Here is an 18,315-nt window from a genome sequence, read left to right on the forward strand (position 1 = left end):
GTAATCCCCGCATGGTCCCTTGGTGACCGCTTGCGGAAAGCGCGCAGCGTCGTAGACATGACGCAATCGGCCTTCGCCGCCGCCATCGGCGTCAAAGAAGGCTCCCTCGCGGCCTGGGAAACCGACCGCGCCACACCCCGAGACATCGTCTCCGTCGCCAAGCGCGTCGAGATGCTCACCAACGTCCCCGCAGCATGGTTGCTGGGCCTGGGCGGACCAACAAGCGCCCAACCAAGTGGTTAGTCTGCATGGAGATCCGACGATGGACCCAGGAGGCCGGAATGCAACTGGCACTGACACCCGAGGAAGCCGCGTTCCGCGACGAGCTTCGCAGCTTCTACCGGACGAAGATCCCCGCCGACATCCGCGAGCGCTCCCGCATCGGCGCGGAGGTCAGTCGTGAGGACATCGTCACCACCCACAAGATCCTCAACGACAACGGGCTCGCGGTACCCAACTGGCCGGCCGAATGGGGCGGCCAGGACTGGACGCCCACCCAGCAGCAGATCTGGCTCGACGAGATGCAACTGGCCAGCGTGCCCGAGCCACTGACGTTCAACGCCAACATGGTCGGCCCGGTGATCGCCGAGTTCGGATCCCAGGAGACCAAGGAACGCTTCCTGCCGCCCACCGCCGCGCTGGACATCTGGTGGTGCCAGGGCTTCTCCGAACCCGAGGCCGGTTCGGACCTCGCGTCGCTGCGCACCACCGCACTGCGCGACGGGGACAGCTACGTGGTCAACGGCCAGAAAACGTGGACGACACTCGGCCAGTTCGCCGACTGGATCTTCTGCCTGGTCCGCACCGACCCCGACGCGCCGAAGAAGCAGGCGGGGATCTCCTTCCTGCTCATCGACATGAACACCCCGGGCATCACACTGCGACCGATCAAACTGGTCGACGGCAGCTACGAGGTCAACGAGGTGTTCTTCGAAGACGTCCGGGTGCCCGCCGATCAACTCGTCGGCGAGGAGAACCAGGGCTGGTCCTACGCGAAGTTCCTGCTGGGCAACGAACGCAACGGCATCGCCCAGGTCGGCCGCACCAAGCTCCGGCTCTCCGAGGTCAAAGAGCGTGCCAAAGCCAGCGGCCTGCTCGACGATCCGCTGTTCGCGGCGCGGCTCGCCGAAGCCGAAAACGACGTCCTGGCACTGGAATTGACCCAGATGCGGGTCGCTTCCGGGTCGAAGGGCGGTAAGGCGAACCCTGCCTCGTCGGTGCTGAAGCTGCGCGGTAGCCAGTTGCAGCAGCTGGCCACCGAACTGCTGGTGGAAGTCGCCGGGCCCGACATCCTGCCGTTCGACGCCGGCGACGGCCTCGCCTCGCCGCAATGGGCGCAGCGCAGCGCCCCGCGATACCTCAACTACCGCAAGACATCCATCTACGGCGGCAGCAACGAGGTGCAGCGCACCATCATCGCGTCGACCATCCTCGGATTGTGAGCTAAGCCATGGACTTTCAGCTGAGCGAAGAGCAGGTTCTGCTCCGCGACACCACCCGCGATGTGCTGTCGCGGACCTACGACACCGAAACCAGGCTCGAGGTCATCGACACCGACCTCGGGTGGAGCCGCGACGTGTGGCGCCAACTCGCCGAAATCGGCATCCTCGGGCTGGGATTGGACGAGGATTCGGGTGGTCAGATCGAACTGCAGGTGGTGGCGACCGAGATCGGCCGACGTCTGGCACCCGAACCCGTCGTGCACGCCACGCTCGGCCCGGGTGCGCTGATCGCCGAAGCAGGCAGCTCCGACCAGCGAGCGCTGCTCGACGAGGTCGCCGCAGGCGAGCGGCTGCTCGCGTTCGCCCACCTCGAGCCCGGGATGCGGCTACCCAATGCCGCGGTCACGACAACCGCGGCGCGCGAGGGTGATTCGTGGGTTCTCAGCGGACAGAAGAACCCGGTGCTGGCCGGTGACTGCGCAGACACCCTGGTGGTCAGTGCAGCGCTGCCCGACGGCGGAACCGGACTGTTCGTCGTCGACGCGTCGGCGGTGAACCGGCAGCCGTACCGGACCTTCGACGGTCAACGCGGCGCGCAGATCGACCTCGACAAGGTGGCCGCCGAACCGTTGGGCGAGGGCAGCGACGCGTCGGAGGCCATCGAGCGCGCCCTGGTGCGGACCTCCTCGGCGCTGTGCGCCGAAGCACTCGGCGCAATGGAGGAGGCGCTGCGGCTGACGACCGAGTACCTCACCCAGCGCAAACAGTTCGGCGTCACCCTGAGCAAGTTCCAGACCCTCACCCAGCGCGCCGCCGACATGTACGTCTCGCTCGAACTCGCGCGCAGCATGACGCTGTACGCGGCGATGTCGATCGCCGACGGCAACCTCGATCCGACCATCGCCGCGCGGGCCAAACTACAGATCGGCCGTTCCGGCAAGCACATCAGCGAAGAAGCGATCCAATTGCACGGCGGCATCGGCGTGACCGCTGAATACCCCGTCGGGCACTACGCGGCGCGGCTGACCGCGATCGAGCACACCCTCGGTTCGTCGCAGGACCAGCTGCACGTGTTGATGAACCAACTCGGCGGCTACGAGGTCGTCACCGTCTGACCTGCGTCATCGTTCCGGGTGAAATGTCTGCTGCCTCTGATGCGATATACCTTGGGTAGAAACCTGAACGACGCATCCATCCAGGCAAAGGAGTGCACGATGCAGGTGAAGAAGTATTTCGCCACCACCGCGATCTTCGCAGGTCTCGGGGCGACAGCCCTCGGATTCGGCGCCGGCCAAGCCGGTGCGGGCCCGCACGGGTGGGGACCGCCGCCACCGCCACCGCCGCCTGGCCATGTCGGCCACATCGTGGGCGTTCCGCCCGGTCACATCGCACATTGGGTCGGTGTCCCGCCAGGTCACTGGGACAAGCCGTGGAAGTGGCTCAAGTAGCGCCGTAAGCGTCGTGCAGCCGCATCCACTCGTAGGGCGGCAGCTGCGGCCAACCCTCGGGCGAGTCCTCCCAGGTCTCCTGACGGCCAAACGGGGTCAGGTCCAGCAGGTCGAACACCAGCATGAATGGTTCCTCGCCACGGTTGAACGTCTGCCAGGTGTGGAACACCCGGTCACCGTCTCGTAGGAACACACTGATCGAATGGTGTTCCTCGCCGTCGACCGTGGCGTGGAAGTCCTCGTTGAACGTCGTGCGCCCAGACGACACCCACGGCAGATCCCAGCCCATCCGGTCCTTGAACGCGATGAGCTTGCCCACCGGCGCGTGCGAAACCATCACGAACGAGGTGTCTTTGGCGTGCAGGTGAGCCAGCGGACCGATGTGGTCGGCCATCATCGAACAGCCCGAGCAGCCTTCATCCCAGTCGGACCCGAACATGAAGTGCTGCATGATCAGCTGACTGCGGCCGTCGAAGAGATCCAGCAGCGTCACCGGGCCCGACTCGGTGTCGAACAGGTACGGCGTCTCGATCTGCACCATCGGTAGCCGGCGACGGGCAGCGCTGACCGAGTCTTTCAGCCGGAAGAGTTCCTTCTCCCGGACCAGCAACTCGGCGCGGGCGCTCTCCCATTCGGCGCGCGAGACGATCGGCGGCAAGGCTCTGTCAGTCCCCATACCCAGAGCATGCCACCACGACTCAGCCGGACCCACCCGGTTTCAGACCGTCGATTTTCGCGCGGGAATGCACGGTGTCGTAGAGGGTCCAGGCCACCAGGGTGCCGAGCGCGATGGAAAAGATGGCGGCGAAGGTGCTGCCCAGCGTGTTGGCGTCGAGCGACCTCTGGGTGGCCACGGCGCTGATCGACTCGAAGCCCAGCGCCCCGGGCACCAGCGACCAGAACGCCGCCAGCAGCATGACAAACATCGGCGGGGCCGTCTTCATCTTGGCCGCGACCACAACGAACGGGACGACCAGAAGGGCGCCCACCGCCCCTGAGTACGCCGGGGCCACGACCAGCCCACCGGCCTTCTGGCCGATCAGTGCCACGGCGACGCTGGCGGTGATCCAGGCCAGTGATCCGCGCGGCGCGGAAAGGTAAAGGTAGAGCCCCACTCCGATGACGACGATGGCCACGTAGAACGACAACGGACCCATCCTGTCGGCGGCGGTTTCGTAGTGGGCCGCCTCCCCGGCGATGGCGAGTCCGATCACCACGCCGAAGGCCAACAGCATCAGCTGCACGATGCCGTAGACCAGCCGACTGGATCCCGCCACGATGGCCCCTCCGGCCAACTCCATGGCGCCGATGGTCAATGCCAGCCCCGGCAGGGTGGCCACCAATGCCGGAGCGATGATCCTCAGCAGATCGTCGCCGGCCGCTTCGGCAACGAACCAGGTGGCCAACATTGTCACCACCGCCGCCGACAGCGACGGGACGATCGCGGCGAGCGTCGGAATGCGTCCTCCCGCGACGACGATCGCGCCGACCACCGCACCGAGGAACACGTAGGCCCACAACGCCGTCCATGCGGGATTGATCACGATGCCGAATCCCAACGTCGTGAGGACGTAGCCGATCAGGATGGTGATCGAGCCGAATCGGGGTCGTGCCGCACGCGCCGCGTTGATGTCTCGAATGGCATCATCCGGCGAGATGGCCCCGGCCGCGGCGAGCCGGGTGATGGCATCGACTTTGCCGGCCCGGTCGAGCTGGGTGGTCCCGCGCGATGAAGCCGCCACCTGGTGCCCGTCGCTGCCCACCTGGACCATCAGCACCGTCGGCAACGCGACGATCGACACCGACTCGGTGGTGTAACGCTCGGCGATGTGTTTCAGGCGCGTCTCCACCACCCCGCTGGGCACCTGGACCTCCAGCAGGGCGATGCCGATGACTCGAAGCATCTGGGCGATCGCGCTGACGGAGTGGGTATCGGGGCCGGCCAGCGCTGACGGCGACTGCTTGCTCAGCGATGCCCACATCCGCTTGGTGCGGTCGCCCCAGCTGCCCGTCATGTCACGACTCGAACTCCTTGACCACGTCGGCGACCCGGCGCACCTGATCGATGTCCGAACTCGTCGGGATCAGGTGTACCTCGTCGGTGCCGATGTCGGCGAAGCTTTGCAGCACCGCGTGCAGTTCGTCTTCGGTGCCGGCCCAGCCGGTGGTCGGCGCCATCGCATCGACGAACTCCGCGGGGATCCAGTTCATGTAGCGACGGAGATGGCGATGCACCTGTGCGCGGGGTTCGTCGCCGTCGCCGATCGCGAACCAGAACGATGTCGCCAGGTGCGGTGCGCTCTTGCCCGCCTGCCGCCAGGCATCCCGGGCGATGTCGAACAGTTCGTTCTGTTTGTCGGTGTCCAGATCCAGGGTGGTGCCGGCGAGCCCGTCGGCCCACGCGGCGGCATTGCGCGTCGTCTTGGGCCCCAGCGTGCCCACCATCAGCTTCGGACCACCCGTCTGTACCGGCGGCGGGCCCACCGGCAGCGTCGAGTCGGTCACCTTCTCACCGGCCCACACTCGCTTCATCACGGCCACCCGCTCGGCCATCTCGCGCATCCTCTGGGTTGCCGGATCAGCCCCGGCGGCCACGTAGTCCTCGTGACGCCCACCAACGCCGACCCCGACGGTGAGCCGGCCGCCGCTGAGCATGTCGCCGGTGGCCAGCGCCTTGGCCAGCATCACCGGGTCGTGCAACTGCGGGATGATCACCGTGGTCACCAGCTGCACTCGGTCGGTCCACGCGCCCAGCGCCCCGAGCAGCGTCAGGCTCTCGGGGTTGTCGAACGCCATCCGCTCGCCCCAGCACAGCGAGGAGAACGGGCCGCTGTCGACGAGCAGCGCCCACGACTTCAGCATCGCGGCATCGAGGTTGGGCTCCATCACCGGCATCGTCATTCCGATATCCACGTCGGCGATTCTGGCACGCCGGGCGAATCGGGCGCGGCTACCGACCGTGGTGGGGCGTCAGCGCGCCGGATCCGCGGCGGGCGGGTCCTTCTGCGCCCGGATCGGGTCCGCCGCCGGGGGCGCGAACAGTCCGCCCCTCATGCCACCGCCGAAGGTGCGCACCGCCACCAGGCACCAGGTGCCCAGCAACCCGATGTAGGCGATCGCGGCGGCGATCCGGAACGCCGGCAGACCGGTGTGCACAGCCAACTGCGTCGTCCCGGTGACGAAGGTGCCGACCGGGAACGTCAGGCTCCACCAGGTCAGCGCGAACGGCATCCCGCGGCGCAGCGTCCGCACGGTCAACGCGGTGGCCAACCCGATCCACAGTACGGCGAAACCCCACACCGGAACCCCGTAGAGGATCGCGAAGATGCTCATCCCGTCGGCGAGCTGCTGGTCCACGGCAAGCGCCGCATCGGTCGCGAGAAGCCCTGCGACGGTGATCGATTGGCCCAGCGGCCCGAGAACGATCCACAGTGTGGGCACCCGCGCGGTCCCCGAGGTGCCGAAGTGCGCCAGCCGACTCCAGATGATGGTGATGATGATCAACGACGCGATCAGCGACAGCCCGAACATCGCGAAGCAGCCGTAGAACATCGTGGTACGGCCGGTCCCCGGCGCCATGTGCGGGATCAGCAACGCCCCCGTCGCGGCCGACACCATCGGCGGCACCACCGGCATCAGCCACCCACCGAAAGCGGCGTCGGGTTCGACGCGATACTGGGTGAACATCATGAAGGGAATGCTCATCGCGGTGAACAGGCCGCCCACAGTGCCTGCGGTCCACAACACCCACGCCAGGTTCACCGCGGCACGGTCGCCGATCAGGTCGTGACCGACCAGCAGGGCCCCGGCAGCGACGGTCAGCAGGGCCATCGGCGCGGCCCCGTAGAAGTGCGCCATCTGAGGGTTGCGGGCATGACTGCGGGCCACCGTGGGGTTACGCACCCAGTGGGCGATCATCGCGACGATGAGCAGCACCAACCAGACCGCCGAGACCACCCAGACCACCAGCGCGAACGTCCGCAAGCCGGGGACGTGCACCGGCAGCGTCGCGCCGGCCGTGGCGACGATGCCCGTGCCCATCACCGAGGCGAACCAATTGGGCCCGAGGTAACCGAGAGGGTTGGGCCGGTCGCTGGTCAGGTCGCCGGTCATGGAGTCAGTATGGCCACCGCGACTTGTACGGGGGTTATCCCCCGCTGGAATCTGGGGAAAACGCTGTGTCGCGCGCCCGCGCAGGTCCCTAGGTTGGAGTCCATGACCGCAGTGACCGACATGGATGCCGTGACCGATCCGGGTTCCGGCATCGCACCGCCACCGACCGATCCGCCGCCGCCTCGCACCCGCACGATCGGTCTCGTGCCGAGCGCGTCGATGATCACCGGCGGCGCCCTGGCGACGGTATGGTTCTGGATCCCGTTGGCAATCCTGATCATCGGCATCTCGTCGATCCCGAGCATTGTCGGCTTCCTGGTGGCCGGGGTGGTCTTCATCTACCTGATCCGCGGAGTCGACCGCATCGAGCGGGTACGCAGCGAAGCGGTGTTCGGCATGGGCATCGGCAGTGCGCCGCGGAAGCTTTCGCACTACACCGGCTTTCAGCGCTGGGCTCATCAGCTCTGGCTGGACGTCAGCAGCGCCCGGTTCTGGAAGTCGCTGGCCCACCACTACCTCCGGATGACCTACGACGTGCTTGTCACGGGTCTGGCCCTGGCGCTGCTGGTGTTCGGGTTCCTGGCACCGGCGGCGGCGATCGTCATCGGCAACAGTGACGCCGAGGCCGGGCTGTCGTTCCTGCCCACGCCGGTGGCCTGGCTGCTGGCTGCGGTGGCGCTGGCGGCGGCTGCGGCGTTGCTCGTCTTCGCACCTACGCTTGACGCAATCATCGACCGCTGGCTGCTGTCCCCGTCGCCAACCGCCGAGTTGCAGTATCAGGTCAGCGCACTGGCCGATGCCCGTCAGGGTGCGGTGACGTCCGCGCAGACCGAACGGCACCGCATCGAACGCGACCTGCACGACAGCGTTCAGCCGAGGCTGGTGTCGTTGGCGATGACGATCGGCCTGGCTCAGACCAAGCTCGACACCGACCTGCCTGCCGCGAAAGCTCTGATCACCGAGGCCCACGAGGACGCCAAGAGCGCCCTGGTGGAGCTCCGAAACGTGGTGCGTGGCATCGCGCCGACCATTCTCTCCGACCGCGGCCTCGACGCCGCACTGTCATCGGTGGTGCAGCGCGCGGTGAACTCCGGGGTGCCGACGACGCTGAGTGTGCACCTGCCGCGCCGACTCCCCGACGAAGTCGAGGCATGCGCGTATTTTGTTGTCGCCGAGGCACTGACCAATGTCACCCGCCACGCCGGCGCCTCGCACGCTGCGGTCACCGTACGACTCGACGAATCCGCGAATCAGTTGCACGTCACGGTGTTCGACGACGGCCACGGAGGTGCGTGGATCGTCGACGACACCACCGTCGATGCCACCGGGCTGCGCGGCCTCGACGAACGGGTGCGTGCCGCCCGGGGCACGTTCGCGGTGTCCAGCCCGGCCACCGGACCCACCATCGTCACCGCGGTGCTGCCATGCGGATAGTGATCGCCGAGGATTCGGCGCTGCTGCGCGCCGGCATCGAGCGCATCCTCACCGACGCCGGCCACGAGGTGGTCGCCGGCGTGCCCGATGCCACGAACCTGTTGCGCCTGGTCAACGACAAGCAGCCGGACCTGGCGATTCTGGATGTGCGGATGCCACCGACCTTCACCGACGAGGGCATCAGGGCGGCGGCACTGCTGCGCAGCCAGAACCCGGAGTCACCGGTGCTGGTGCTGTCCCACTATGTCGAAGAACGGTACGCGGCCGATCTGATCGCCTCGGACACAAAAGGTTTCGGCTATCTGCTGAAAGACCGGGTCGCTGACGTCCCCGCGTTCCTCGATGCCGTGGGCGTCGTCGGGGCGGGCGGCACCGTTCTGGACCCCGAGGTGGTGTCCCAGATCCTGGCCCGCTCCCATCGACGCAACACCCTCGACGCGCTGACCACCCGCGAACGTGAGGTGCTGCAGCTGATGGCCGAAGGCAAGACCAATTCCGCCATCGCCGTGGCGCTGCACATGTCGGTCGGGTCCGCCGAGAAACACATCGCTTCCATCTTCGCCAAACTGAACCTCGCACCCGACGAGAGCGAGAACCGCCGGGTCCTCGCCGTGCTGCGGTACCTCGAATCCTGAAGTACGGAAAGGACTCTGACGTGACGATCATCGCCCCGCCCCCGGTTCCCCCGGTTCCCCCGGCTCCCCCGGCACCGCCGGCGCCGCCGCCCCCGCTGTCTCCGGGCGGACGCACCGCCGTCCGGGTCATGCTGGTCGTCGCCGCTGCTGTCCTGATCACCGGGGTCGTCGTGTCGCTGACGACGCTCGCGTGGGGTGTGAGCTCCTTCCGGGTCGTCGCCGACTCGCAGACACTGCCGAGCACCCTGCGCTCGGTGGCGGTCGACACCGGTTCGGTTCCGGTGGCCATCCGCATCACCAGCGATCGCGACGTTCGTGAGCCCCGGGTGGACATGCGGATGGTCAACTCCACCCGCGCCGCCTCAGACCCGCTGTCGGTCAGCACCGACGGCATGACGGCGCGGGTGACGATCGACGCCGAAACCTCACCGTTCCTGGATTGGGGCAGGGCCTCGGAGGTCACGCTGGTGCTCCCTCCGGAGCTGGCACGCCGATTGACGGTGACCACCCAGCAGCAAATGGGTGTGGTGATCGCCCAGGCCGATATCGACCAACTGATCGCACGATCGGTCGACGGCACCGTCGTACTCAACGGCGCGGCTCGCCACGTCGACATCACCAATGAGCATGGCGACGTCACATCGCGCGGACCCGTCGCGGTGTCAGAGTCATTCCGCGCGGTGACCACCACCGGAGATGTCGACGTCGAGTTCGCGCAGGCGCCACCGACGGTGGACGCGCAGACGGGCAACGGTGACATCGAACTCGCGCTGCCCGCGCCGGGCCCGTTCGTCGTCAATGCGACCACCGGGCAGGAGTGGGGCACCACGGTCGTGCGGGTGCCGCAGACCCGCGAGAGTGACGACGCCGCATCGGTGGTCAACGCGCGGTCGGAGACCGGCGACGTGATCGTCGAGACCCTCGACTAGCCGAGGATTCGATCGGCCTCCCGCAGCCCGCTCAGGTACGCCCCGTGCACGGTGGCGAAGAACTCGACGTGGGTGGCTTCACCCGCGAAGCCCAGCCAGTCGCCTACGGGTTCGGCGAGCGCGCGCTGATCGTCGGGGCTCGAGCCGACGCCCAGGAAGCTATAGGAGCCGCGGGCGTACGGGTCCGCCGCCCACCGGGTGACGAGCGCACCGACAGGGTCGGGAGCACCCAGCGCCGAGGTAACATCGCCGACGGTCCGTTCGTCGGAATGCCTCTCGCGTACAAGAGCATTCGAGCCTCCCCGCAGCCCGACCAGCAGCGGCGCCCCGGCGAACCGCACACCGTTGATCAGGTCGGATACCGGCTGATCGCGTCCCACCAATCCGAACGTGTCCGGATCCTCCGGCCAGAACGGCTCGTCGAACCTGAGCACGACCTTGTCGAGGAGTCCGAACCCGAGCCGCGCGATGGCCCGGCGTTTCGACGCCGGAAGCGGCGGGTCGAACACGATGGCGTCGGCCTTCAGTACTCCGAGCGGAACGGTGACGATCACTCTGTCGGCAGCGAAGACGCCGCGGTTCGTCTCGACACGCGCCTCGGAACCGTCGTGGACGATCCGCGTGACGACGGTGTCGCGTTCCACGGTCACGCCGTGGGCGAGGTGATCGACCAGCTGCCCGTACCCACCCGGAAGTATCAGATCTGGCCCGTCGAGTTCGCTCTCGGTGCCGAACCACCGCAGTGCGAGCTCATCAGGGTCGGCGGCGTACTCGGCGGTGATGGTGGCGGCGATGCACCACTGGACGAACGGGTCGTCGAGGTCCACGAACTCGGACAGGCCATCGGCCACCGAGGCATCGGCATCGGCGTTCTCGGCCAGCCCGTAAACCTCCTCGAGGGTCTCCGCCCACGCATTCAGCGTCACCGCAGTGGCGGCTGCGTCGACGATGTCGCCGTCCTCCAGGAGTGCCACGCTCTCGAAGTCGGTCTCCACGGTCCGGGCCCCGATCTCTTCGGCAAGCGCCATCAGCGGGTTGCCGTCGGTGCCGTGCAGCCACGCCGCACCGAGGTCGACGGGCACACCGAGCGAGCTGTCGGTCCAGGTCCGACCGCCGATCCGGCTGCGAGCCTCCAGCACCGTCACCGCGACTCCGGCGTCGGCCAGCCGACGCGCGGCAGCCAGCCCGGCCATGCCCGCTCCGACAACCACGACACGCTGCGCCGAGGGTGGCCGTGGTTCGCTGCAGGACCCGAGCAGCGGCACCATCACGGTCGCGCCGAGACCCAGCGTGAACTCCCGCCGGGTCAGTCTGGTCATCGACTGCGCTTTGTCAGCTTCTCGATGATCGCCGCCACCGGGGCGGCCTCGGCCTGCCGAAACCCCGTGCCCGCCCAGACGTTGACGGCCTGCGGATCACCGGCCCGTACCGAGGCCGCGCGCACCGGGCTGGTCAGGTAGTGCAACTCGGGATAGCCGAACGGCGCCTCGGCGTCGTGATCGTCGATGAACCTGTTGCGGAGTCCGCGCGCGTACCGTCCCGAGAATGACCGGGTGACAGCGGTTTCGGTGAAACGCGGATCCTGCAGTGCGCTGCGATGCACGGCGCTGCTGCCGGCCTCGTCGGCAAGCAAGAACGCTGTCCCGAGTTGCGCGGCAACCGCGCCCGCCTGCAACACCCGCCCCACATCACCGGCGTTCATCAATCCGCCCGCGGCGATGACGGGGATGTCGAATCCTGCGACGATCGAGGCCAGCAGGTCGTCCAACGGTTCCTCTGCGGGGGATGCGGTCGGGTCGAACGTGCCGCGGTGCCCACCCGCCGACGGGCCCTGCGCGACCACGACGTCGACGCCGCACCCGACCGCGAGTTCGGCCTCGGCCACCGACGTCACCGTGCCGACGGTGGTGATCCCCGCATCGGTGAGCCGGCGCCGTTCGTCGGCACTCGGCAGACCAAACGTGAACGACGCGACGGCGGGCCGCAGGTCCAGCAGCACCTCGAGCTTGGCTTCCCAGTCGTCATCGTCGAAGCGGGGCTCCCCGAGGGGGACGTCGTAGCGGTGGGCCTCCGGGGCCAATGCCTCGGCGTAAGCCGTGATGGCGGCGGCGTTGGCCGCACTGGGTTGTGGCGCAAAAAGATTGGCACCGACCGGTCCGGTGGTCAGGCGCTGCGCCGCCTCCACCCGCTCGGCGAATACCTCGGCGGTGAGATAACCGGCGGGAACGAAACCCATTCCTCCCGCGTCGGCGGCCGCAGCCACCAACTCCGGCGTGGACGGCCCACCTGCCATCGGCGCGACCAGCACCGGCACCGCCAGATCTCGAAAGTCGAACACCACAACCTCCCTGGATCCACATCTAACCGATCGAATGCCCGCGCGCTTCCTCCTGACCGCGGTAGTCGTCGGCAAGGACGCACACGTGCTCGGGGAGCTCACCGGAGGCGACGTCGGCGAGGCTGGTCTGCTCGAGCACCGATCGCATGCTGGCCCGTAGCGCCCGCCACACGTCGGTCAATGCCGCCGTGGGACCCGAGTACGGCAGGTCGCCCAGACCGATGTCGCGAACGCTGGCCAGCGGCCCGTCGATGCAGCGCAACACATCGGCGATGCTGATCTCGGCCGCGGATCTCGCCAGCTCGTAGCCGCCCTCGCGGCCGCGGTGGCTGCGCACCAGACGATCGGTGCGCAGATCGGAGAGGATGTCGACGAGGAACTGCGGTGGGATCCCCTGGGCCTTCGCCAGATCGTCGGTCTTGACGACGGTGCCGTCGTCAACCGTGGCCAGCTGGACCATCGCCCGGACGGCATACTCCGCCTTGGCCGACATCCGCATAGGCCCAGGCTAGTCGGGTATGTCCGCCGAGCCCGCAACCACCACGGCAAACAGGTCGGCCATGGCCGCCAGGCTGGCGCTCTGCATGGCCGCGGCCGGGACCGCGTCCTCCCCCATGCCCGGCAGGGCGCGGGTCGCCGTCGCCGCCGCCACCACCGTCGGCGAATACCCCAGATTGAAGGCGCCGCGGGCGGTGGAGTTCACACACATGTGCGTCATGAACCCGGCCAGCACCAGGTTCGTCGCGTCGACGGTCTTGAGGAGCCCGTCGAGTTCGGTCTTCACAAACGAGGTCGGATAGTTCTTGACGACGACCGGTTCGTCATCCCGCGGGGCCACCTGCGCGACGATCGCTCCGCTCTCTCCCTCGATGTCGTAGAGCCCACCACCGTCGTCGTGCTGGATGTGGATGACGGGGATACCCGCTGTTCGCGCCCGGTCGAGCAGGGCCGCGGCTTCGTCGAGTGCCGCCTGGACACCCTCGAGTTCCATCACCCCTCGGGTGTAGGTGTTCTGGCAGTCGATCAGCACAAGGGCAGAATCGGCCAGGCTCACCGGTTCGAGGGGCAGGCCGGACATCGCACGCAACGTATTGAGATCAGACACACCCGAAGCCTACTGCGGGCGATGAGGGTCGTAGCCAGGATCCTGGCGCGCGGTGGCCGAGCGGATCAGCGCGCGGTGACCGCCAGCACGGCATCGGCGTACTCGGGGCGGCAGACGATCAGGTCAGGCAACTTCGAGTCGCGCTGGTTGTAGATCAGCGGAGACCCGTCGATGCGGGAGGTGTGCAGCCCGGCCGCCCGGGCGACCGCGACCGGGGCCGCGGAGTCCCATTCGTACTGGCCACCGGCGTGCACGTAGACATCCGCCAGTCCCTGCACGACCGAGGCGACTTTTGCCCCCGCGGAACCCATTTCGACAAGAACTCCGTTGAGCGCGTCCCGAACCTCCAGCGCCACGGCGGGCGGACGAGTCCGCGACACCACGATCCGTGGGGCCTCGGGCGCGGCGGGCGGAGCGGCAACCGTCGGTGTGGCCAGGGTCATCCCCTGCGCCGGGAGGGCGACGGCGCCGGCGATCAACTCGCCGCCAGTGCCGGTGCGCTCCCACAGCGCCACATGCACCGCCCAGTCCGCCCGGCCCAACTCGGAGAACTCTCGCGTGCCGTCGAGTGGATCGACGATCCACACCCGGTGAGCGGCCAACCGCACCGGATCGTCGACCCCTTCTTCGGAAAGCACCGCGTCGTCGGGTCGCTCCGCGTTCAGCGCCGCCATCAGGAAGTCGTGGGACCGTTTGTCCCCCGCGGCTTTTCTCTCCTCGGCGGTCGCCTCGGCCAGCTCTTCCCGGACACCGAGCAGCAGTGCGCCCGCCTCGGTCGCCAACCGGGCGGCAAGCTCGTGGTCGGTGGTCACCTCTCCCGGCTTTCCAGCAACGCGATCACGGAGTCGGCGTGCTCATCCGGCGTCCGGTCCGGGGTCAATCGCACATCCGGATTCTTGGGCCGCTGATACGGACTGTCGATGCCGGTGAAGTGGGTGATCTCGCCGGCACGCGCCTTGGCGTACAACCCCTTCGGATCCCGGCGCTCGCAATCATCCAGCGGGGTGTCACAGAACACCTCCATGAACTCGACACCGGCTTCCGCGGCGACCTTGCGGGCCAGCTCACGATGCTCGGACAGCGGGCTGATCGCCGGGACCAGGACCACCTGCCCCGAATCGGCCAGGATCGATGCCACGTGGGCTAGCCTGCGCAGGTTTTCCGACCGGTCGGCCATCGAGAAGCCAAGGTCGGCGTTCAGGCCGTGACGCAAGTTGTCACCGTCGAGAACGTAGGCTGGAACGCCCTTTTCGAGTAGCTTCTGCTCGACCAGCATGGCGACCGACGACTTGCCTGAGCCGGAAAGGCCCGTGAACCAGATCATCCGACCTGTGCTCAGCCGATCCTCTGACTTACACAGAGACTCATGGCGCACCGTGTTCGGGCTCGAGGTACGTGATGAAACCTGCGGCAGGATCATGCCGGCGCCGACAGTGCCGTTGGTGTTCGGGTCGATCAGGATGAACGAACCCGTGGCCGCGTTGCGGCTGTATTCATCGAGCAGCAGGGGCACCTGGGTGCGCAGCGAGATACGGCCCAGCTCATTGAGTTTGAGTGCCGTGGCTTCCTTGTCGCGGTGAAGCGAGTTGACGTCGAGCCGGTAGTCCAGACCCGTCACCTTGGCCCGCGTCGTACGGGTGGTGTGCTTGATCAGGTAGTCGCGGCCGGGCTCCAGCGACGAACCGTCGGCCATCCAGCAGACGGTGGCGTCGAATTCCTGTGCGACCCTTGGCCGGTTGTTGGGGCGGGCGATCATGTCACCGCGGGAGATGTCGATGTCGTCAGCCAAGCTGACCGACACGGCCATCGGCGGGAAGGCCTCCTCCACCGGTCCGCTGGGCCCCTCGATCGCCGCGATCCGCGACGACAGCCCGCTGGGCAGCACGACGACGTCGTCGCCCACCTTCATCACACCGCCGGCAACCGTGCCGGCGTAGCTGCGGTGATCGTGGTGCTCCAGGCTCTGCGGACGGATCACGTACTGAACGGGAAACCGCACGTCGGTCAAGTTGCGGTCGCCCGCGACGTAGACCTCTTCGAGGTAGGCCAGCAGCGGCGGTCCCTCGTACCACGGCGTCTTGTCGGATTTCGTGACGACGTTGTCACCCGTGAGCGCCGACAGCGGGATGGTCGTGACGTCGTGGACGTCCAACCGCGCGGCGAAGTCATGGAAGTCGTCCCGGATCTTGTCGAAACGCTCCTGATCCCAGTCGACGAGGTCCATCTTGTTGACCGCCAACACGATGTGCTGGATACCGAGCAGCGACGCCAGGAACGCGTGCCGGCGCGACTGCTCGAGGAGGCCGTGGCGCGCATCCACCAGCACGATCGCCAGCTGCGCGGTCGACGTCCCGGTGACCATGTTGCGCGTGTACTGGATGTGGCCGGGAGTATCGGCGATGATGAATTTCCGCTTGGCCGTGGCGAAGTAGCGATAAGCCACATCGATGGTGATGCCCTGCTCGCGTTCGGCGCGCAACCCATCGGTGACCAGTGCCAGGTCGGTGTAGTCGTTGCCACGTTCCTTGGACGTGCGCTCGACGGCCGCCAGTTGATCCTCCATGACGGCCTTGGAGTCGAAGAGCAACCGCCCGATGAGCGTGGACTTCCCGTCGTCGACCGAACCGGCGGTCGCGATCCTCAACAACGTCGCCATGCTATTTCCCCCGTCGCTTCGCTCGCCTTGGACTCATTCCCCGTCGCTTCGCTCGCCCCGACATCAGAAGTAGCCCTCTCGTTTGCGGTCTTCCATACCGGCCTCGGAGATCCGATCGTCGGCACGGGTCGCACCACGTTCGGTCAGCCGCGAGATAGCGGTCTCGGCGATGACCTCCGCCACGGTGGCCGCCGTGGACTCGACACATCCGGTGCAGGTGACGTCTCCGACGGTGCGGAACCGCACGGTCTTCTCGATGATCGGCTCGTCCGGGCGCGGCTGCAGGTGCTTGTCGACGGCCAGCAGCATGCCGTCACGCTCGAACACCTTGCGCGTGTGCGCGTAGTAGATCGACGGGAGCTTGATCTTCTCGGCGCCGATGTAGGACCAGATGTCGAACTCGGTCCAGTTCGAGATCGGGAAGGCCCGGATATGCTCGCCCTTGTGGTGGCGCCCGTTGTAGAGGTTCCATAGTTCGGGGCGTTGTGCCTTCGGATCCCACTGGCCGAACTCGTCGCGGAAGCTGAACACCCGTTCCTTGGCGCGGGCCTTCTCCTCGTCGCGACGCGCACCCCCGAAGGCGGCGTCGAACTTGTTCTCCCGGATCGCGCGAAGCAGCGTGAACGTCTGCATCGGGTTGCGCGACGGGATGGTCTCGACGACGCGACCGGCGTCGATGTCGTCCTGCACCTTGGCGACAACGAGGCGCACGCCGCTCTCGGCGACGAGTTCGTCACGGACTGCGAGCACCTCCTCGAAGTTGTGACCGGTGTCGACGTGCATCACCGGGAACGGCAGCCGGCCGGGACGGAAGGCCTTGATGGCCAGGTGCAGCATCACGATCGAGTCCTTGCCACCGGAGAACAGCAGCACCGGTCGCTCGAATTCAGCGGCCACCTCTCTGATGATGTGGATGGCCTCGGCCTCCAGCGCGCGCAGGTGGCTCAGCTCGTAGCGGCCCGCGTTCTGGGCGAGCTCCTCGGTCACCGTCATCATTTCTCCGTAAAGCCGGTAGAAATGACCAAGTTAGCAATCATGCCCTGCAATTTAGCGAGCGTCGGTGGTCGTGTCAATGTCGGGCCGATTCCGGCGCTGCAGGCGCGCCGAACGTGGCGGGGGCCTGCCTAAGCAGCGACTTCGCTCAACTGCCCGGTGGCGACGTCGAAGACGAAACCGCGCAGCGATTCGTGCTTGGTGACAAACGGGCTGACCTCGATGCGGCGCAGTGACTGGCGCACATCCTCCTCGACATCGGGAAAGGACTCGGCCGCCCACTCGGGCTTGAGGCCGGTCTCGTCCTGCAGGGCCCGCTTGAACTCGTCGTCGGTGAAAGTCAGCATGCCGCAATCGGTGTGGTGGATGAGGATGATCTCCCTGGTCCCGAGCAGTCGCTGGCTGATCGCCAGCGAGCGGATCTCGTCGTCGGTGACGACGCCTCCGGCATTGCGGATGACGTGTGCCTCACCATCGTGAAGACCCAGTATTCGGTAGACATCCAGGCGGGCGTCCATGCACGCGATCACCGCCACGTGCTTGCTCGGTGGCAGCGGCAATGGCCCCTCGAACGACTTGGCGTACTCCTCGTTGTTCTTCAGGTACTCGTCTGTGACCGTCATGGGCGCAAGTTAGCAGCGCGATCAGGAGAAGTCACGAGTGCGAATCACCCAGATCGTTTCGACCCGATCGGGGCGGGGTCGCTCAGTCCTGCAGGTCGTAGACAGTGCTCCCGCCGACATCGATCGGGGTGAAGCTCTGCTCGACCCACGAGGTGATCTCGCTTGACGAACCGGAGCCACCCCCGGGCCCACCACGACCGCCGGCGATGAAGTAGTCCACCTCGCCGTCGGCCACGTACGCCTGGAACTGCTCGAGGGTCGGCGAGTCGTCACCGCCGGTGAATCCGCCGATCGCCATCACCGACGCGCCCGTCGCCAGTTCGAGACTCCCTGCCGACATCGACCCGACGGTTGCCGCCGCCCAGCGACTGTCGGCCGCCTTCACCAGTTCCTGTAGCTCCGGGTTGTCCGACACCGACTCGCCCGGCCCACGACCGCCGGGTCCTCCGGGTCCACCGGGTCCTCCGGGGAAACCCGGACCGCCATCGGCCGTCGCGGGGCCCGACATCGCCATCGGCCCGTTGTGGGCATGCATCGCGGTCTCGATCGCGAACGCCGCCGGTGCCGCTGCGCCGACGAGGATCGCCGCGGCGGCCACC

General features: G+C 67.4%; 20 protein-coding genes. 7 read left to right on the forward strand and 13 right to left on the reverse strand.

All coding sequences use genetic code 11. From position 1 onward, the window contains the following. Nucleotides 1-57: 57 nt before the first annotated feature. The 4 genes from WA965_RS28100 to WA965_RS28115 all read left to right on the forward strand — a co-directional run bounded on the left by WA965_RS28100 (nucleotide 58) and on the right by WA965_RS28115 (nucleotide 2,890). Nucleotides 58-243: a helix-turn-helix domain-containing protein gene (locus WA965_RS28100; protein ID WP_526448258.1), complete on the forward strand. Its 186-nt coding sequence runs from the start codon at nucleotides 58-60 to the stop codon at nucleotides 241-243. Nucleotides 244-281: 38 nt separating this feature from the next. Continuing rightward, nucleotides 282-1,442, forward strand: coding sequence for an acyl-CoA dehydrogenase family protein (locus WA965_RS28105; protein ID WP_526302733.1), 1,161 nt, complete (start codon nucleotides 282-284; stop codon nucleotides 1,440-1,442). An 8-nt stretch (nucleotides 1,443-1,450) separates the two neighbouring features. Continuing rightward, the gene (locus tag WA965_RS28110; protein WP_526302731.1) at nucleotides 1,451-2,557 is read left to right on the forward strand and encodes an acyl-CoA dehydrogenase family protein; all 1,107 of its coding nucleotides are present in this window, start codon (nucleotides 1,451-1,453) and stop codon (nucleotides 2,555-2,557) included. Nucleotides 2,558-2,656: 99 nt separating this feature from the next. Further along, nucleotides 2,657-2,890 carry a hypothetical protein gene (locus WA965_RS28115; protein WP_526302730.1) on the forward strand — a complete coding sequence of 78 codons (234 nt, stop codon included), beginning with the start codon at nucleotides 2,657-2,659 and terminating at the stop codon, nucleotides 2,888-2,890. Here the strand turns inward: WA965_RS28115 and WA965_RS28120 are convergent. From WA965_RS28120 to WA965_RS28135, 4 genes are all read right to left on the reverse strand, one after another. Continuing rightward, on the reverse strand, nucleotides 2,883-3,566 hold the full coding sequence (locus WA965_RS28120; protein WP_526302729.1) for a DUF899 domain-containing protein: 684 nt from the start codon (nucleotides 3,564-3,566) through the stop codon (nucleotides 2,883-2,885). The genes WA965_RS28115 and WA965_RS28120 overlap by 8 nt on opposite strands. 22 nt (nucleotides 3,567-3,588) lie before the next feature. Continuing rightward, on the reverse strand, nucleotides 3,589-4,905 hold the full coding sequence (locus WA965_RS28125; RefSeq protein WP_526302728.1) for a threonine/serine exporter family protein: 1,317 nt from the start codon (nucleotides 4,903-4,905) through the stop codon (nucleotides 3,589-3,591). A 1-nt stretch (nucleotide 4,906) separates the two neighbouring features. After that, complete coding sequence (locus WA965_RS28130; RefSeq protein WP_526302732.1) at nucleotides 4,907-5,791, reverse strand: LLM class flavin-dependent oxidoreductase; 885 nt, start codon at nucleotides 5,789-5,791, stop codon at nucleotides 4,907-4,909. A gap of 69 nt (nucleotides 5,792-5,860) precedes the next feature. After that, entirely contained in the window at nucleotides 5,861-7,003 is a 1,143-nt protein-coding gene (locus WA965_RS28135) for a TDT family transporter (RefSeq protein WP_526302727.1), read from the reverse strand. A 102-nt stretch (nucleotides 7,004-7,105) separates the two neighbouring features. Between WA965_RS28135 and WA965_RS28140 the strand changes: the two genes are divergently transcribed. Genes WA965_RS28140 through WA965_RS28150 form a run of 3 tightly spaced genes read left to right on the forward strand, consistent with a single transcriptional unit; the run spans nucleotide 7,106 to nucleotide 10,001 of the window. Next, complete coding sequence (locus WA965_RS28140; protein ID WP_526302726.1) at nucleotides 7,106-8,437, forward strand: sensor histidine kinase; 1,332 nt, start codon at nucleotides 7,106-7,108, stop codon at nucleotides 8,435-8,437. Further along, nucleotides 8,428-9,072: a response regulator transcription factor gene (locus tag WA965_RS28145; RefSeq protein WP_526302725.1), complete on the forward strand. Its 645-nt coding sequence runs from the start codon at nucleotides 8,428-8,430 to the stop codon at nucleotides 9,070-9,072. The genes WA965_RS28140 and WA965_RS28145 overlap by 10 nt, the downstream gene beginning before the upstream one ends. A gap of 20 nt (nucleotides 9,073-9,092) precedes the next feature. Continuing rightward, entirely contained in the window at nucleotides 9,093-10,001 is a 909-nt protein-coding gene (locus WA965_RS28150; RefSeq protein WP_526302724.1) for a DUF4097 family beta strand repeat-containing protein, read from the forward strand. Here the strand turns inward: WA965_RS28150 and WA965_RS28155 are convergent. The 9 genes from WA965_RS28155 to WA965_RS28195 all read right to left on the reverse strand — a co-directional run. Further along, complete coding sequence (locus WA965_RS28155; protein ID WP_526302723.1) at nucleotides 9,998-11,320, reverse strand: flavin monoamine oxidase family protein; 1,323 nt, start codon at nucleotides 11,318-11,320, stop codon at nucleotides 9,998-10,000. The two genes, WA965_RS28150 and WA965_RS28155, sit on opposite strands and share 4 nt — an antisense overlap. Continuing rightward, complete coding sequence (locus tag WA965_RS28160) at nucleotides 11,317-12,342, reverse strand: nitronate monooxygenase (protein ID WP_526448259.1); 1,026 nt, start codon at nucleotides 12,340-12,342, stop codon at nucleotides 11,317-11,319. Before WA965_RS28160 ends, WA965_RS28155 begins: the two co-directional genes overlap by 4 nt. 19 nt (nucleotides 12,343-12,361) lie before the next feature. Further along, entirely contained in the window at nucleotides 12,362-12,838 is a 477-nt protein-coding gene (locus tag WA965_RS28165; protein WP_526302721.1) for an Rrf2 family transcriptional regulator, read from the reverse strand. A 9-nt stretch (nucleotides 12,839-12,847) separates the two neighbouring features. Continuing rightward, nucleotides 12,848-13,444 carry an isochorismatase family protein gene (locus WA965_RS28170; protein ID WP_526448260.1) on the reverse strand — a complete coding sequence of 199 codons (597 nt, stop codon included), beginning with the start codon at nucleotides 13,442-13,444 and terminating at the stop codon, nucleotides 12,848-12,850. Between the two features lie 65 nt (nucleotides 13,445-13,509). Next, a complete protein-coding gene (locus tag WA965_RS28175; protein WP_526302719.1) occupies nucleotides 13,510-14,256 on the reverse strand; it encodes a 3'(2'),5'-bisphosphate nucleotidase CysQ in 747 nt (248 codons plus the stop codon). Continuing rightward, nucleotides 14,253-16,100, reverse strand: a complete 1,848-nt coding sequence (gene cysN / locus WA965_RS28180) for a sulfate adenylyltransferase subunit CysN (protein ID WP_526302718.1) — start codon at nucleotides 16,098-16,100, stop codon at nucleotides 14,253-14,255. Before cysN ends, WA965_RS28175 begins: the two co-directional genes overlap by 4 nt. Nucleotides 16,101-16,163: 63 nt before the next feature. Beyond that, nucleotides 16,164-17,093: a sulfate adenylyltransferase subunit CysD gene (gene cysD / locus WA965_RS28185; protein WP_526302717.1), complete on the reverse strand. Its 930-nt coding sequence runs from the start codon at nucleotides 17,091-17,093 to the stop codon at nucleotides 16,164-16,166. Nucleotides 17,094-17,224: 131 nt separating this feature from the next. Next, nucleotides 17,225-17,716 carry a beta-class carbonic anhydrase gene (locus WA965_RS28190; protein WP_526302716.1) on the reverse strand — a complete coding sequence of 164 codons (492 nt, stop codon included), beginning with the start codon at nucleotides 17,714-17,716 and terminating at the stop codon, nucleotides 17,225-17,227. A gap of 82 nt (nucleotides 17,717-17,798) precedes the next feature. Continuing rightward, the coding region (locus WA965_RS28195) for a mannosyltransferase YkcB-related protein (RefSeq protein ID WP_526448261.1) at nucleotides 17,799-18,315 on the reverse strand (517 nt) is incomplete at its 5' end.

The sequence above is a fragment of the Mycobacterium sp. genome (assembly GCF_049683935.1).
Lineage (GTDB): Bacteria > Actinomycetota > Actinomycetes > Mycobacteriales > Mycobacteriaceae > Mycobacterium.

Coding starts and splice junctions, on each gene's coding strand:
- WA965_RS28110 (WP_526302731.1), top strand. CDS start 1,451: ATGGACTTTCAGCTGAGCGAAGAGCAGGTTCTGCTCCGCGACACCACC.
- WA965_RS28105 (WP_526302733.1), top strand. CDS start 282: ATGCAACTGGCACTGACACCCGAGGAAGCCGCGTTCCGCGACGAGCTT.
- WA965_RS28115 (WP_526302730.1), top strand. CDS start 2,657: ATGCAGGTGAAGAAGTATTTCGCCACCACCGCGATCTTCGCAGGTCTC.
- WA965_RS28125 (WP_526302728.1), bottom strand. CDS start 4,905: ATGACGGGCAGCTGGGGCGACCGCACCAAGCGGATGTGGGCATCGCTG.
- WA965_RS28130 (WP_526302732.1), bottom strand. CDS start 5,791: ATGACGATGCCGGTGATGGAGCCCAACCTCGATGCCGCGATGCTGAAG.
- WA965_RS28100 (WP_526448258.1), top strand. CDS start 58: ATGACGCAATCGGCCTTCGCCGCCGCCATCGGCGTCAAAGAAGGCTCC.
- cysD (WP_526302717.1), bottom strand. CDS start 17,093: ATGACGGTGACCGAGGAGCTCGCCCAGAACGCGGGCCGCTACGAGCTG.
- WA965_RS28190 (WP_526302716.1), bottom strand. CDS start 17,716: ATGACGGTCACAGACGAGTACCTGAAGAACAACGAGGAGTACGCCAAG.
- WA965_RS28145 (WP_526302725.1), top strand. CDS start 8,428: ATGCGGATAGTGATCGCCGAGGATTCGGCGCTGCTGCGCGCCGGCATC.
- WA965_RS28135 (WP_526302727.1), bottom strand. CDS start 7,003: ATGACCGGCGACCTGACCAGCGACCGGCCCAACCCTCTCGGTTACCTC.
- WA965_RS28140 (WP_526302726.1), top strand. CDS start 7,106: ATGACCGCAGTGACCGACATGGATGCCGTGACCGATCCGGGTTCCGGC.
- WA965_RS28165 (WP_526302721.1), bottom strand. CDS start 12,838: ATGCGGATGTCGGCCAAGGCGGAGTATGCCGTCCGGGCGATGGTCCAG.
- WA965_RS28120 (WP_526302729.1), bottom strand. CDS start 3,566: ATGGGGACTGACAGAGCCTTGCCGCCGATCGTCTCGCGCGCCGAATGG.
- cysN (WP_526302718.1), bottom strand. CDS start 16,100: ATGGCGACGTTGTTGAGGATCGCGACCGCCGGTTCGGTCGACGACGGG.
- WA965_RS28155 (WP_526302723.1), bottom strand. CDS start 11,320: ATGACCAGACTGACCCGGCGGGAGTTCACGCTGGGTCTCGGCGCGACC.